At 52.7% G+C, this 14,713-nt stretch carries 11 protein-coding genes; 2 read left to right on the plus strand and 9 right to left on the minus strand.

The genetic code is table 11. The features are described from left to right. Positions 1-176: 176 nt before the first annotated feature. The 7 genes from NSQ24_RS18810 to NSQ24_RS18840 all read right to left on the minus strand — a co-directional run bounded on the left by NSQ24_RS18810 (position 177) and on the right by NSQ24_RS18840 (position 9,011). On the minus strand, positions 177-374 hold the full coding sequence (locus NSQ24_RS18810) for a hypothetical protein (RefSeq protein WP_003389193.1): 198 nt from the start codon (positions 372-374) through the stop codon (positions 177-179). Positions 375-380: 6 nt separating this feature from the next. Next, the gene (locus NSQ24_RS18815; protein WP_339166365.1) at positions 381-2,876 is read right to left on the minus strand and encodes a septation ring formation regulator EzrA; all 2,496 of its coding nucleotides are present in this window, start codon (positions 2,874-2,876) and stop codon (positions 381-383) included. A 49-nt stretch (positions 2,877-2,925) separates the two neighbouring features. Then, the gene (refZ, locus tag NSQ24_RS18820) at positions 2,926-3,543 is read right to left on the minus strand and encodes a forespore capture DNA-binding protein RefZ (protein WP_024982858.1); all 618 of its coding nucleotides are present in this window, start codon (positions 3,541-3,543) and stop codon (positions 2,926-2,928) included. A gap of 512 nt (positions 3,544-4,055) precedes the next feature. Next, on the minus strand, positions 4,056-4,967 hold the full coding sequence (locus NSQ24_RS18825; protein ID WP_031933110.1) for a hypothetical protein: 912 nt from the start codon (positions 4,965-4,967) through the stop codon (positions 4,056-4,058). A gap of 115 nt (positions 4,968-5,082) precedes the next feature. Further along, positions 5,083-6,078: an MBL fold metallo-hydrolase gene (locus NSQ24_RS18830; protein WP_031933111.1), complete on the minus strand. Its 996-nt coding sequence runs from the start codon at positions 6,076-6,078 to the stop codon at positions 5,083-5,085. Positions 6,079-6,132: 54 nt separating this feature from the next. Beyond that, complete coding sequence (locus NSQ24_RS18835) at positions 6,133-8,403, minus strand: diguanylate cyclase (protein ID WP_227277971.1); 2,271 nt, start codon at positions 8,401-8,403, stop codon at positions 6,133-6,135. Between the two features lie 26 nt (positions 8,404-8,429). Continuing rightward, positions 8,430-9,011: a histidine phosphatase family protein gene (locus NSQ24_RS18840; protein ID WP_003389186.1), complete on the minus strand. Its 582-nt coding sequence runs from the start codon at positions 9,009-9,011 to the stop codon at positions 8,430-8,432. Positions 9,012-9,233: 222 nt separating this feature from the next. On the opposite strand from NSQ24_RS18840, the gene NSQ24_RS18845 reads away from it, so the two are divergent. Beyond that, on the plus strand, positions 9,234-11,540 hold the full coding sequence (locus NSQ24_RS18845; RefSeq protein WP_031933112.1) for an S-layer homology domain-containing protein: 2,307 nt from the start codon (positions 9,234-9,236) through the stop codon (positions 11,538-11,540). Between the two features lie 325 nt (positions 11,541-11,865). Beyond that, complete coding sequence (gene rpsD, locus NSQ24_RS18850; RefSeq protein ID WP_003389184.1) at positions 11,866-12,465, plus strand: 30S ribosomal protein S4; 600 nt, start codon at positions 11,866-11,868, stop codon at positions 12,463-12,465. A gap of 91 nt (positions 12,466-12,556) precedes the next feature. On the opposite strand, the gene NSQ24_RS18855 is transcribed toward rpsD, so the two are convergent. Both NSQ24_RS18855 and tyrS read right to left on the minus strand, forming a co-directional pair. Then, entirely contained in the window at positions 12,557-13,024 is a 468-nt protein-coding gene (locus NSQ24_RS18855) for a DinB family protein (RefSeq protein WP_003389180.1), read from the minus strand. 161 nt (positions 13,025-13,185) lie between these two features. Further along, complete coding sequence (gene tyrS / locus NSQ24_RS18860; protein ID WP_003389179.1) at positions 13,186-14,466, minus strand: tyrosine--tRNA ligase; 1,281 nt, start codon at positions 14,464-14,466, stop codon at positions 13,186-13,188. Positions 14,467-14,713: the final 247 nt, after the last annotated feature.

The raw sequence follows: 14,713 nt of genomic DNA on the forward strand, positions 1-14,713 counted from the left end.
GATTCCGATTCTCACACCTCTACTCCCTTTATCTTTCTAGATGGGCGTCGATCCAACAGTCGACGTTCTTTTTTTTGTGTGCAAACCGCTCTTTTCCGCTTGTACGCATTGAGAATATGGGCACCGCGCAAAAAAAGCTTCGCCACTGAAAGGCGAAGCCGTGTTTCTTGCGATTATCATGTTGTCACACGATACAATAAGGCGAGTCCTGCCATGATAAACGCGAACCCTAACAAAAAGAAGGTGTTTGCTCTCTGTTTGACCTTTTGTTCATTTCCGTTGAAGTGGGCGAGCAAACGCGCTTGCCACCGCTTGGTTCGCGGCTGGATCATCAGCAAGATCCCGCCGGCGAGGAGGAAAATGGGCAGGAGCAAGCTGCTTCACCCCTTCTTCTTGCGCCGCAGCAGCCAGCGCGTTTCCGTCTCTTCCGGATCGCCTTCCACGATCAGGCGGGCTTCTTCAGCCAATTGGAACGCTTCGGCAAACAACAGCTGGCGAAATGCCTGTTCGGCCTTTGTCAAAAGTTCGTTTACCTGCCGATTTTGCCTTCTGTAGCGATTGGTGTACTGGATGGCCCCCTCCGCCTGCTGGCAGTCGGAAATCGTCCGCTCGGCCAAACGCTCCGTTTCCAGCAGCAACTCATTGGCATCGTTGATCAGCATCGCGACTTCCTCGATGTCATAGCGATACGTTTCCATAACTGCCTGGATGCGGGCCAAAATTTGCACAATGTCTTCAAACAAGTACTTCAAATGCTCCGGTACACCCGGCAAATAGCTTCGCTTAATCTGCTGGCGAATCCGGACCAATGCATTGGAGATGCGTTCCAGCTCATCCAACGCCTCGTCTTCGGTCTCGATCACCAGGCGCTCCGCCTCTTCTTCCGCTTCTTCTTCCTGCCAATCCGAAGCCATTTTCGGGATCACGAGCTCGTATTCCTCGTCGTCCTCGTCATAGTCCGGTTCTTGACGCTTGGGAGCTGCGGCGTTGTCCTTTTTCCTGTCAACGGCACTGTTCAACAGCTCTGCCCGCTCCGCGCCGCTTATTTCATTGGCAGCCCCTGCAAAAGGCCGTTCTTCCCGCATCTCTTGTACCGGAGGCAAAACCTGACCGATGATCTCCGGCTCCGTTTGCAAACGGGCCACATCCGGTTCGACAGAAGGTGCTGCTGCAGCCATCGTCTCAAGTGCTTCCTGGCTGATTGGAGGAGCCGCTTGTGTACTGCCTTCCCTCTCTGAATGTTCTTCGATCGTATTCTCTTGGCCGGCCTTCTCTTGGTGACCAGTAGAGACAGCAGATCTCTCTATGTCAAAACCGATAATCTCCGGTTCCATCGACTCTGCTTCAGCCGGGTAAGCAGTCGGGGAAGCAGCCGCTGCCACTTGAGCGGAGGCGGCTCCATTTCGCTCGGTCAGGATGGCCTCTTCGATACTTTGACAGGTCGAGTCAAGCAGAACCTCAAATGCCTTCACGTGGGTCTCCAGCATCTCCAGATTCCCTTCCTCCAAAGCAGCCTTGGCAGCCATCATGAGCTGCTTTGCCTGCAGGAGAGAGTTGTCCAGCACACTTCGGTTCAAATCGTATCCGTCCCTTGCCGCTTGTGCAATTCCTTCCTCCAACTGGCGGTACTCTTCGGGAAGCTCTTTGCGGATACGCTCGTTCCATTTCGGAATGCTATCGATCGCATCTGTGATCCTGCCCAAAATCTTTTGCGCTTTCAAGGTAAGATCGTACGCAGCGACATCGTCGCCGTCTGCCCGCACTTCTTTAATTCGGGTGCGAATGGCGTAGGCCTCATCCAGTCCGGCCTTGAGCTCATGGAACGACAATCCGTACTCCAGACGCAGATCGGACAGGCGGCGCTCCACCTGCTCCAGTTGTTTGCCGATTTCCGGGATAGCGAGCTTGCTTTCTTTTTTTGTCGTTACCACTTTGACGGTGTCTTGTTTTAAGTCATTGAGCTCCTGCTCGATGGAGGTCAACGTCTCTCTCGCCTCGTCCAGCAGTCCCAAGGCCAGCTTGAAGCGGAAGCGGTCGCATGCTTCCTCCGCGTCAAGTATCATCATATCGACATCCGGTATGCGATTTCGCAGCAGATTTTCTTTGCGGTCTGCCAGGAACATGTACTTCTCTTCCGTCTTTCCGGAAGCCCGGCGAAGCGGCTTGTCCATCTCCATTACGTTGATTTTCTCGACAAGCTCGTCTTTCCAATCCTCTACATCATCCACTTGGGCAAAAATGGCCCGGCGTCTGATCATCGCGTAGATCAGACCGACAGACAAAGCTGCAAAGACGGCCCCAATGGCGTACAACCACCAAGGAAGCTTGGCCCAAGCAGGCTTTTCGGCTTTTTCCTCCTGCGTGCTTTCATCTGCAGCAGGGTTATTGGCAGGCTGCGTTTGATTTTGCTGTCTGTCTAGTTCAGCGGCAACCTCATCGAGAAACGTCTGGATGCCGGACAAGTAATCCTTTTGATTCCGAAAGGGCTCATAGTAAGCCGTCACCTTGTCATGCAGCATCGTCATGCTGGCACCCTTCGCCTGGAGCGCAGGACCGGCATAAACACCGAGCTGTTCGGTATTGATATCCAGCACAATCATCATCGCATCTTCCGGCAAATTGTAGTTGTCGTACAGCTTCTGTGCATACTCGTCTGGGCTTTGCGCCTCTGGCTGCGTGCTTTCGACGACGACGACCTTGTATGTACCCGGCAGCTGCTTGATTGCCTCTGTAAGTTTCTTCTGATCCTCTGGTTTCGTATATTTTCCTGCGTCCTGTACGACTGCATCCGTTTTATCCGGGAAAGGCGCGGCCAATGCCGCTTGGCTATATAACATCATTCCTGCAAGGCAGAGCAGGATCCATTTCTTCTTCACGGTTAGGACAACCCCTTAGCGTCAAAATTCCCTGTAGGCAAAGCTGTTTTTACTTTTGCTGATTGTAAGGCAAACAGAGCCATCCATGCAAAGAACGCATGATTTCGGCAAGCAGCCACTCTGCAAATTCTGCCGAAGCAGGCTCCAGATAGTAAACCTCCCGCACTGTTTGGGGATGGAGAAAAGGATATATCAATTGGCTTGCTGTCATCAAGAGGACGTGTTCCACAGACACAGGCATAAAAACGCCGGCCGCAATCCCTTCTTCGATCGGTTTTGCGATTCCGTGTTTCCAGCGGCTAATATACAGCGTCATCACTTCACGGGCCAACATCGACTCCACGCTCAGCTCTCGCTGGATCAGCCTTGTCGTTGCCGCGTGCTCGCTTTGAAATGTGACATAAAGCCGGATGACCCCTTCCAGTCTTTCCATCGGGAGAAGGTCTTTCTCGCTCTCCTCGAGCTGTTCCAGCTGTTGAAACAAGGTTTCAAAGTAGTAAGAAATCAGCCTTTCGAGAACACCCTGTTTCCCTTTGAAGTGATACGAAATCAGGGCGGCATTCACTTCGGCTGCTTCAGCAATTTGTCTGACACTGGTTCCATGGTACCCCTTTTGGTCAAAAAGGGTTGCTGCTGCAGACAAAATGCGCAATTTGGTCTGGTCCATTCTGCCTGCCCCTTTCCTCGCTCCGCCATTCCGATGAAGGTCGCAGAGGAGGTATCTTACTTCATTTTACAGACCATTCGCCATAAAAAGATAGTCTTGTTAGTAGTTCGACAAAGTTTTCCAGGATTCCTCCTGCAGAAATTTCAAGTATGATAAAAGTATGACAGAGGAAACCTGCATGCACTACAACGATTTATCCGACAGTTCTGGTTGGTCACACTTTCCCTGCCGCCCTTCTTTTCGCAGTCCTTATAGAGCAGAGGGCACAAGATTTTCAACCTCGAAGGAAAGGACCAAAAGCTTTTCCATGAAGAAATACGCTGAAGTCCCGTCAATCGTTACATACGATATTCCCGAAGGCGGTGGCGAGCTAAACTATGCCATCCCTATTGCAACAGCTGCGATCGTATGACACTACCGGCTGAATATCTTTTTGTCCGCATAAAAAAACGTCCACTCTCCCTTCTTGCACAAGAGTGAACGTATACGGAAAGCTGCCCGCATAAAGCCAATTACCCTGTGGCCCCCGCCGCAGTCGGGTCTGGTACCGGAATGGCCTGTCCGTAGTTTTGGAGGTATGTCTCCACCTGCGTATACTCGCGGACTCGCTGGTCATTCATATCGTATTCCGAGCGTATGGACATCGTCATGTTGGTCGGGAGCTTCGTATTTTTGTTGTAGTAAATGGTGTATTCCGCTTCCAGCTCCATCTGGTCAATGATCTCGTCCACTGGCGGTTCGGTCGCCTGTATCGTGGCTCCCGTCCGCGGCCGGTTCCATGTTCCGTCCGAGAGCGTCAACGCGTATTTCAAACGAGGCTGGTGAATTGCCTCTGTCTGCAAGACAGCAGCGCCGCCGGCATGAGACTGGGTCCGGGCGCTCGCCTGACTTTTCATCTGCTCCGCCAGCCAGCTTTTCAGTTTCGTCGAGTCCATCAAAATCCGCACTGCTTCGATGTCATCCTCTGGGGCGCGATCCTGCAGGGGCAGTACGCTTTTCTTCATTTGATTGATCTGCTCCATAGCGAACACTGGATCCCAGTTGTTCATTTCCTGGCGAAAGACCGTGTCTTGGCCGCTTGTATTTTTCCAACCGGCGCTTCCTTCTGTCCGAACGTAAATCTGTTCATTTTTGCTCAGCAGCGACACGCTTTTCGCCTGTTTTTGCTCGGGAACGGCAAAATCGACTCTCATCAGCATGTCATCGCCTGTTTTGCGTCCGGAAAAACTGACTACGTTGCCGTTGGCGGTATCGCCTGTCACGAGCTTGGTCGTGCCGTGAAAAGCAAAAGCCTGCTGCTCTGAAAAACGGTCACGGACCTGTTCAAAAGCGGAATCCGCATTTTGCTTGACCCCCATCTGATTGCAGCCGGTCAGGCCTCCACAAAGCAGGGCAAGCATCACGATGCTCCATCCTTTGCGCATCTTCGTCCCTCCTCTTCGTCGCCATTAGGGTTTCCGAGGAAGAAAAGGCTTATTCTGCTTGATATTCTGCTTGAGAGATCCGGCAGCCGGAGAGCGTCCCTTTACCTTCATTCACTCACAACGAGTAATAGAGAACCCCCTCTTTTTTTCTGCATTCCACTTGATGCAGGATCGTCAGCAAATCAATATGTCCCAACGTCTCGGATAGCGTCAAAGGGAGTTCCTTTTCATACAGGATGGGGAATAGCATGGCGGTCAGCTCATACGCGGTCTTTTCCCCTTCAGCGAGCAAGTGCCGCAGCATATCGGTCCGCTCCCAATTTCTCTGCAGGCGCTGCAAGATCAGCTCGCGGTGGCCCACAACCGGCTCCCCGTGTCCGGACAATGCCAAATCAATCTCCATATCCGCGCACATCTGCAGAGCAGTCCGATACTGGACGAGGGTCAGCGGACGCGCCGCCGACTGATCGCGGGGCGGTTCGATAAACGCATTGGACGAGATTCGCTTGATGATGTGATCGCCTGCGATCATGACCCGATCTTCCGCCCTGTACAGGGAAAGATGGCTTTGGGAGTGGCCCGGCGTGTATAAAACGCGCCACCCGGGAAGGCCGGGAACGGTTTGTTCGTGCTTGAGCGGTACATCAATGCGGCTTCGCTCCGAGAAGGTCATCATCAGCTTTTGGTACTTTTGAATGATGATCAGCTTGTCGTTCGGTACGCCGCTCTCTTTGTACAGATCATAAAAAAAGCGGTCGTGAAAGGATAAAAAGTCCTCGTCCATCTCTACATACGGAATGGCCAGCGGATGAGCGAGAGTAGATGCGCCCGATACCCGGCGAATCCGCTCCAGTTGTCCGCAATGATCCACGTGATGATGCGTCAGGACGATTTGCTCGATCTCTTCCGGTCGGATGCCGATTGACTTCAGACCCGCTACGAAAGTCTCCCACGCCTCATCCGTCAGCGGACCTGTGTCAACCAAAGTCAGACGCTCTCCCTTGATCACGTATAGATTCACCGGACCAACGGAAAACGGGGTGGGGATTTCCAATAAATAGACCCCCTTTGCCACCTCCGCCGCTTGTCTGTTTGGACGTTCTGTCGTCATTGTAGCCCTCCTGTTTCCCGTCGTCTCTCCAAAAGAAAAGAGCCCAGACGGCTCCTACGCTAATATAACCTGGTTTCTCCCTTTGTTTTTTGCCTCGTATAAAGCGATATCCGCCTGATAAAACAGGGACTCCACACTGATATCGCTGTTTCGTTCCTTGCTCCACTTGGCCAGACCGCAAGAGATCGTAACTTTTGGAGAAGTCTCTTTTTCAACAAAAGAGCGAATCCTCTCTGCGATCGCTTGTGCAGTGAGCTTGTCTACCCGGGGCAGATAGACCGCCAGCTCTTCTCCTCCCCAGCGCGCGGGGATGTCGCTTTCCCTGATATGGCTTTTGATCTGATTGGCGACCTGGATCAAAACCTCATCCCCTACCTGATGGCCGTATGTATCATTGACGACTTTAAAATAGTCAATATCCATCAGAATCAACGAGCCAAAGCCATCCTTTTCGAGAGAGGCCCGGACGCGTTCATTCAGATAGCGCCGCGTGTACAGCCCGGTCAAATTGTCTGTGATGACCATCCGCTCCACTTCGTTATGCAGCATGGCATTGGTCATGGCTAAACTGGCGTGCTGTCCGAAAATTTCCAAAAGCTTATAATCGTCAAAACTAAAGAAATGATGGCGAGAATCAGCAACGATCAGGACGCCTCCCAGTTCGCCTTCAACGACCAGCGGAACACCCATCAGGGACGCAATCGGCGTCACGGATGAACAAGGCAGCAAGGAGAAGGACAGCGGCCCGGAGCCAGGTTGTACGAGCAGCAGGGCCTGCTTGCTTGATAGTATTTCGGAAATCGGCTTTTCTCCGGCTTGGATAATCCGCCCCTGACACTCGGGATGGGAAGAAGAAATCACTTCAAAGGTTTCCTTTCCCTGCTCCTTGCGTAAAATGGCGCAAAATTCGGTAGAAAAGGTCTCCAGCAGCATCTTGGTTACAAAGTCGAGGATTTCCTGCAAATTCAGACTTCGATTCAGCTGTCTGGCCATCTCATTAATCAAACGCAATTCTCTGATAAGATTGCGGGATTGCTGATACAACTGGGCGTTTTCAAAAGCTTTTCCCGCCGTCTCAGCCAAAATCGAGATATACTCCGTCTCATGTGGACTTAAGAAAACGGTCCTGTCCGTAGTCAACTGCAATACCCCGTAAATGCCCTGTTTGCCTAGCAGTGGTGCGGCAAGCACGGCTACCGTGACTCCATCCCGCTCCTCGTAGTCCATGACCAGGCTTCCTTCCAGATAGGCGCGTGTGCTTGTGGAACAATCCTCGTCTTGGAAGGAGAGCGGCTTAACCGGTGTCGTCGCATTCGTTTCGACGGTGAGGAACAGGTCAACAACGGCGTGCGGATACAAGGATCGGATGCTGCTGATGATTTCGTTCAGTACGTCATTTACATCGATTGACGCCTGGATCTTGGTCATCAATTGATAGAGCAGATCTTTTTTGCTCGCATCCCTTCGCAAGTCGTCGGCTACCATCGTTCTTTTGAGGGCGTAGCTCGCCTTTTCGCCTACCTCTTGCAGAAATGCTACGTCCCGCTCGTCATACGTTTCTCGTTCTTCGGGAGATAGATGTAAAAACAGGGCGTACAGCGGTCTTCCTTCACAAGTAATCGGCAGGATGACGGTGCGATAGCCATCCTCCACCGAGGGGGTCAGCGGCACTCCCGCAAAACGCGCAGCCAACTGCGTAATGTGGCATCCCTTTCCATCCACTGCCTGCGTCGTAAAATACTCCGGCACGATCAGGGTGCCGACCTCGGTCAGCTTTACAGCGGATACGCTGCCTTTTTGGATGATTTCGGCAATTTGATGAATCAAGCATTCCAGCAGGTCCTTCGTACTCTCATGGCGGTTCAGCTTCATGATGATGTCGCTCGTCGCATGCTGAATATATGCGTCATAGCCCATCCGAATCAACGCTTCCAGCCCCCTCATGTACGAAGCCAGCTCGAACTCGATCTCCTGTTGAGGCGCGACCATGCCAATCACCGCTCTGATACGGCCGTCATGCTCCTTTAACGGAAACGCTCCCCAAACCAAATCGCCGTCTCCGGATTTCTGTACGGAAATCTCTCCTGTACGCAACGCTTGGGAGACAGGAGAGTGGGGTTCGTCGATGAGCTTATTGCCCGCCTGGAGGCAGAGTTTGTTGGGATTCCAGGATTGGCCGACCTGCATTTCCATGAACGATACCAGGATTCCGGCTGAATCTGTCAAGAATAGAATGCCCGGGCGCTTTTCCGGCCAGGATAGCAGCATGAAGTGGGCCATGTAGGAAAAGACCGTTTCCAACTTCCCCAACATTTTACTTGACACGCAATACTCCCTCTCTCCACTTTTTGTCAGTCTTCCAAATGGTCCGTATCATTTACTGTAACTACTTCCCATCGCCGGTCAACGTAATGAAACACGTTGATCCCCGTATTGTCGATTCGGGTGATTCCTGTTCCCTGCTGGCCGCCTGTCACACCGTGCAGGAAGCTGTTAATCAGCCCGCCGTGAGAAACGACGACAATCGCTTTTCCCGCATGGCGGTCGGCCAGTTCGGTCAACGCGGCAGCCGCGCGCTGCTGCATATCCTCAAACGTCTCTATTCCACACGCTGTCTCGTCCATATTTGCAAAACGGACCTTGATTTCTTCATAGGTCAGCCCTTCCCACTCTCCATAGCAACGCTCGCGCAAGGTAGTCAGAGTGGAAACGGTGCAGCCGACATTCTCGGCGATGCACTGGGCTGTTTCCCGTGCGCGGGCCAAATCACTGGCGTAAACGGCGTGAATCGTCTCACCGCGAAAGCGGACACCTACCTTCTGAGCCTGGCTCCTCCCTGATTCATTAAGGGCAATATCACTGTGGCCTTGAATTCGGCGAGCCAGATTCCAATCTGTTTCTCCGTGGCGAACGAGGTAGATGACAGTATGCAATGCGTTTCCTCCTCAGCCGTACTGCTTGTATTCACAACTCTTTATTTATTATATAAGATGAATGTTTGCAATTCCATAACGATTCGCTTTTGCACCAGGACAAAATTCCCATTTTTCCCCTCCTCCGTTTGTTTTTCTTCCAATCTATTGAAACGCCGCTTCTCTTCCCTGCGTCAGATGTTGTAGTGGCAAGATGTCAGATACAACTTGGGGGGATAAATTATGAAAACACTGTTGGTCCGTTCCGGATCGATTCTCTTGACCGCCAGCCTGCTGGCTCCCGGGTCGCTTGCTTACGGGGAGACGAGAGCAGCTTTGCCCGCAGACGCAAACGCGGCCAGCGCAGCCTCTCCTGCCATGCCTGCTTCCAAAGGGTCGGCTGGCCAGCCTGCTTCGGCGCAATCAGGCAAGGCAAAAATCTCGAAAGACGCGGCTATGAAAATTGCCGGCAAATTTGTCTCGACCGCCGGCCTGGAGCTCAACAACGTCTCCTTCCGCTCTGCCGATCCCTGGCGGGCATTTCCGGAATGGACGTTTTACTGGGTAAAAAAATCAAAGAACGATGCGGAAATCGAACACTCCTACAGTGTGGGCATCAACGCCGACACGGGAGAATTGACGTCCTTTTCATCGTACAACAGGAACGCATCCAAGCCTGATTACGCCAACCGCATTTCGTATGACGACGCCCGGAAAAAAGCAGAGGAGTTTTTCTCCGCCAACGTTCCGTCGAAATGGAAGGAGACGAGACTGTACCATGACGATCAGCCGGTGCAAAAAACTCCGCTGAATGCAGACGCTTCCTATGCGTTTCGCTTTGTCCGTCTCGTGGACGATATTCCGTTCCCGGACAACTCTGTGGATATTACCGTTGACTCCTCTGGAAAGGTGACCAATTACTCGGTTTCCTGGAACGATGACGTCACCTTTGAAAGCCCTGGCAAAATGATATCTTCCGAAGAGGCGGCCGAGCTTTTCCAAAAAGCGCTGAAGCCCACACTGTCCTACGTAGTGCCTTGGGAAGCCCAAGGGGAAAACAGGGATAAGCCGATCCTGGCCTACGACAATCCCTTCAAACTGTTTCTGGACGGATCGGACGGCACTCTCTTGACGCCCCAGCTGAAACCGGCAAAGCCAGAAGAAGAGCCTGTTCCGGCCAGCAGCAAGCCGTTGTCGCCTCGCAATGCCGGAAAACCGCTCAGTCAGGATGCAGCCGTCTCTCTGGTCGATCAGGTATTTGGGCTGAAAGGCTATGCACTTCGCTCTGCCAATTACAGCGAAAGCGACCACCGCAGCAACAGGCCAGTCTGGAATCTCGATTTTGAAAATAAAGAGAAGCAGGTTTTTGCTTCGGCTGCGGTCGATGCCATCACCGGCGATGTGTACAGCTTTTACACCAATTTGCCTGATACCCTGAAGGCGGCCGCTACAAAACAAGAGACGAATCCAAAAGCAATCGAAAAGAGAGCGATTGAGGACTTGAAAAAATTCGCGCCCACCTGGGCCAACCGGCTTTATCTCGATCCGCCGCAAGAAGAAACGGGCGAACAGCAGCCGGACACGTCCTACACCGTACGCTTCCTCCGCTTGGTAAACGGCATAGCGGCAGCTTCGGGATCGGCCCATCTTATCTACGACAAAAAAAGCGGCGAGCTGATGTCATTCAACCTCGACTTTGGACGGGAAAGCTATCCATCCCGGCTCGGCGATCACATCTCAGCCGACAAAGCAGCAGAAGCCTGGCTGAAAGAAGCGAAGCCGGAAGCTGTTTACATGCTGGAGCAGCTCCCGGTAAAACCGCTGGAACAAAAGGGTGGTGTCGAAATCGCCCCTCTGCCGGAGCGAAAGGCCAAACTGGTCTACCGCATGACGACCACTCCGCTTGAGCAAGGGTACTTCCTCGATGCCTTATCCGGGGAATGGCGCAGCACGGCGACGGGGAAAACGATTGAACTGCATCGCACTCCGCCTTCCGATCTGGATGGACACAAGGCCGAGAAGGAACTGCTGTTGATGTACGAGTACGATGCGCTCTCCCTTGTTGACGGAAAGATTATGCCGGAAAAAGAGATTACGCGCGGTGAAATGATCGAAATGCTGATGATCAGCCTGAACCAGGGACGGATGTTTGGCATCTCACTGGAACGCAAGGCAAGCTTTGCCGATGTGGCCAATACATCCAGGTATTTTGCTGCCGTAGAGGCTGCGGTTGACCGCGGGCTTCTGGACAGAAATGTAAGCTCGCTGCGGCCGGACGAGAAAATCACCCGTGAAGAGCTGGCCGACATGCTGGTACGGGCGCTTGGATATCGCAAGCTGGCGGATTACTCGGACATGTTCCAGTCCGACCTAACCGATATCGCCAAGTCAAAAAATCGTGGGGCCATCGTGATTGTCACTTCGCTGGGCATCATGAAAAGCGGCCAGGAATTCCATCCGGAGGACACCGTTTCCCGGGCCGATGCAGCCATCGCCTTTTCGCGATTCCTGGAGGTGCGCAGCAAGCTGGACGAGAATCCCCGATTCTGAGAGCCACTGAAAGAGGACATGGCGAGAAGAAAATAGAGGCAAAAGAGACAGACAGCCGCGTGCTGCAAACAAGGCAACTCCCCATTTTTTCTTGACATTCTCCTAAAAGAAAAGATAATATTGATTGTATGTGTACAGGGTGGCATTGATTGTAGGTAAAAACGGGAGGTAGACCCTCTTAGTTTCGTCCCTTGCAGGCTGCGGCTGAACTCCTGCCAAGGAGCACGATGCGGAAATGCTACCGTCCGAAGTTCGTGTAGCTAAAGACGAAACTAGCCTCGCGGAAGTAAACACCTGCGAATCCAACTTAAAGGAGAATGAAAACATGGCACGTTACACAGGTCCTCGTCACAAACTGGCTCGTCGTCTGGGCATTTCCCTGGATGGTACAGGCAAAGACATTAAACGCAACTTTCCTCCAGGTCAACACGGTCACAACAACCGTCGTAAACTGAGCGAATACGGTATCCAGCTGCAAGAAAAGCAAAAGCTGCGCCACATGTTTGGTGTTAGCGAGAAGCAATTCCGCCGCACATTCGAGCAAGCCGGTAAAATGGCTGGCGTATTGGGCGAAAACTTCATGAAACTGCTGGAATCCCGTTTGGATAACGTGGTATACCGCATGGGCCTGGCTCCAACTCGCCCTGCTGCTCGTCAGCTCGTTAACCACGGCCACTTCCTGGTAAACGGTAAAAAAGTTAACATTCCTTCTTACCGCGTACAACCAGGCGACGTGATCTCCGTTCGCGAGAAATCCAGCAACCTGCAAATCATCAAGGATGCTGTGGAAGCACGCAACTTCCTGCCGAACTACATCACGTTCGACGACAACAAACTGGAAGGTACGTTCAACCGCCTGCCAGACCGCGAAGAAATGCCTGCTGAAATCAACGAAGTTCTGATCGTTGAGTTCTACAGCCGTTAATCTTTCGGATAAAAAAAGAGCAGTGCCATTACTGGCCTGCTCTTTTTGTTTTCTCCGCAGCCTTTACAGAAGTGCTTTCCGAATTTAAGGGCTAACGGGCGGCATATGCCGCTTTTACCCGCTCAATTTGTGCCAGATGGTCATGGACATGGTTGACATAGCGCTCCAACAACTGCAGCAGCGAAAGCGGACCCGCTTCGGTGTGAATGCCTTCTCTCCCCCACTCTTCATCCTTCACCCGCTGCAGTACAGACGCCATTTCCTCACGCAGCAACTGGAACAACTGCAAGGCCCGCTCGGCATTCTGCTGCGAATAACCCAAAGAACGCGCCCAGGCATCCTGATCATACCCGGTCAGGAGCGGCCGGTCTTCTGCCAATACCTTCTTCATCCGCTGCACGCCTACGATCTCCGCATCGCAAATATGTACGATGATCTCGTGGATGCTCCATTTTTCCGGCCCCGGCTTGAAGCTCATTTCCTCTGTAGTCAGTCCGTGGATGGACCTGCGGAGCTTTTCACTTCCATTTGCGTAGTCTTCGATCAGCCGTTTCACCATGCGTTTCCACTCCCATTTCCGACAGTCTTCGGACTCCCCTTTTTCTCTTCCACGGCGACCTTGCCGATTCCTCGTTTTAGCTGACCCGAAGAAAAAAGCCCCGGCGCTGTGCTTTGGAATACAACGCAGGAGCTCTCTAACCATTCTATGATACGCTTCAACTACCCCAGCTTCACTTTGGCAAACTTCCGCTTGCCGACCTGAACGACCATCTCGTCTGCAAGCTTCACACTGGCGTTGATGTCCGCCACTTTTTCCTCGTTGATTTTGACAGCTCCTTGCTGAACCATCCGGCGTGCCTCCCCTTTGGAGTCTGCCAGTCCGAGATCAAAGACGAGGTTGACGATACCCGCTTCGCCATTTTCATACGCGGCTGCGTCCAGTTTTACTTCCGGAATGTCCGTCGGCAGCGCCCGCTGCTGGAATACGGTTTTGAAGTAGTTCTCCGCCGCTTCCGCCGCTTCCTCTCCGTGGTACATCCGGACAAAGGTCTTGGCGAGATTCATTTTCGCATCGCGCGGGTGAACGCTGCCGTCTGCCAGCCCTGCCCGGAGCGCCTCCAGATCCTCATTGCTCATGTCCGTAGCCAGCTCGTAGTAGCGAAGCATGAGCTCATCCGGCACAGACATCGCTTTCCCGTATATTTCGTTGGCCGGTTCGTTGACGCCGATGTAGTTCCCCAAGCTTTTGGACATTTTTTGCACGCCGTCCAGGCCCTCAAGGAGCGGCATCGTCAGAATCACTTGCTGTTCCTGACCGTATTCCTTTTGCAGGTTGCGTCCCATCAAAAGGTTGAACTTCTGGTCCGTACCGCCCAGCTCGACGTCGCTTTGAAGCGCTACGGAATCGTATCCCTGCATCAGCGGGTAAAAAAATTCATGCAGGGAAATCGGCTGTTCACTTTTGTACCGTTTTTCAAAATCATCCCGCTCCAGCATGCGGGCAACCGTCGTCTTGGCTGCCAGTTCCACAACCTCGGAGAATGTCAGCGGAGCCAGCCAGCTGGAATTGTAGTTGACCTCGACACGGCTGGCATCGAGCACCTTTCCGAATTGCTCCACATAGCTTCTCGCGTTTTCCTTTACTTGTTCCTCGGTGAGCGGTTTGCGGGTCTCGGATTTTCCGGTGGGGTCGCCAATCCGGCCGGTAAAGTCGCCGATCACGAGCTGGATCGTATGGCCCAGCTCCTGGAACTGGCGCATTTTTTGCAGGACAACCGTATGGCCCACGTGAATGTCAGGGGCGGACGGATCGAGCCCGAGCTTCACCTTCAGCGGCTGGCCCGTAACGACGAAACGCTCCAGCTTGCGGCGCAGGTCCTCCTCCGGGATGATCTCCATCGCGCCGCGGCGAATGATCGCCAGCTGACGCTCCACCTCTTGCTTTTGCGCTTCCGTCAGCGTGAATTTTTCGTTGGTTTGATTGATTTGCTCACTGCTCATCACTGTTACAGCTCCTATTCAAATAAGTTTGTGAAAAACAAAAAAATCCCGCCCCAAAATAGGGACGAGATTGAACCCGCGGTACCACCCTAGTTGAAAAAATGAAGAATGCTCATTTTTTCCGCTCGAATACAGGATAACGGCCTGCACCGTCCGGCATAACCGGCAAGCTCCCGACGTGTAATTCGCAACGTGCAAGGGGCTGATTTTCACCGACCACCAGCTCTCTGCAGGAATCGGCCCGAAT

The sequence above is a fragment of the Brevibacillus sp. FSL L8-0520 genome, assembly GCF_037963895.1.
Classification (GTDB): Bacteria; Bacillota; Bacilli; order Brevibacillales; family Brevibacillaceae; genus Brevibacillus; species Brevibacillus borstelensis.

Excerpts from the sequence above, each read along its gene's own strand:
- rpsD (WP_003389184.1), top strand. The coding sequence starts at position 11,866 with ATGGCACGTTACACAGGTCCTCGTCACAAACTGGCTCGTCGTCTGGGC.
- refZ (WP_024982858.1), bottom strand. The coding sequence starts at position 3,543 with ATGGACCAGACCAAATTGCGCATTTTGTCTGCAGCAGCAACCCTTTTT.
- tyrS (WP_003389179.1), bottom strand. The coding sequence starts at position 14,466 with ATGAGCAGTGAGCAAATCAATCAAACCAACGAAAAATTCACGCTGACG.
- NSQ24_RS18845 (WP_031933112.1), top strand. The coding sequence starts at position 9,234 with ATGAAAACACTGTTGGTCCGTTCCGGATCGATTCTCTTGACCGCCAGC.
- NSQ24_RS18830 (WP_031933111.1), bottom strand. The coding sequence starts at position 6,078 with ATGACGACAGAACGTCCAAACAGACAAGCGGCGGAGGTGGCAAAGGGG.
- NSQ24_RS18855 (WP_003389180.1), bottom strand. The coding sequence starts at position 13,024 with ATGGTGAAACGGCTGATCGAAGACTACGCAAATGGAAGTGAAAAGCTC.
- NSQ24_RS18825 (WP_031933110.1), bottom strand. The coding sequence starts at position 4,967 with ATGCGCAAAGGATGGAGCATCGTGATGCTTGCCCTGCTTTGTGGAGGC.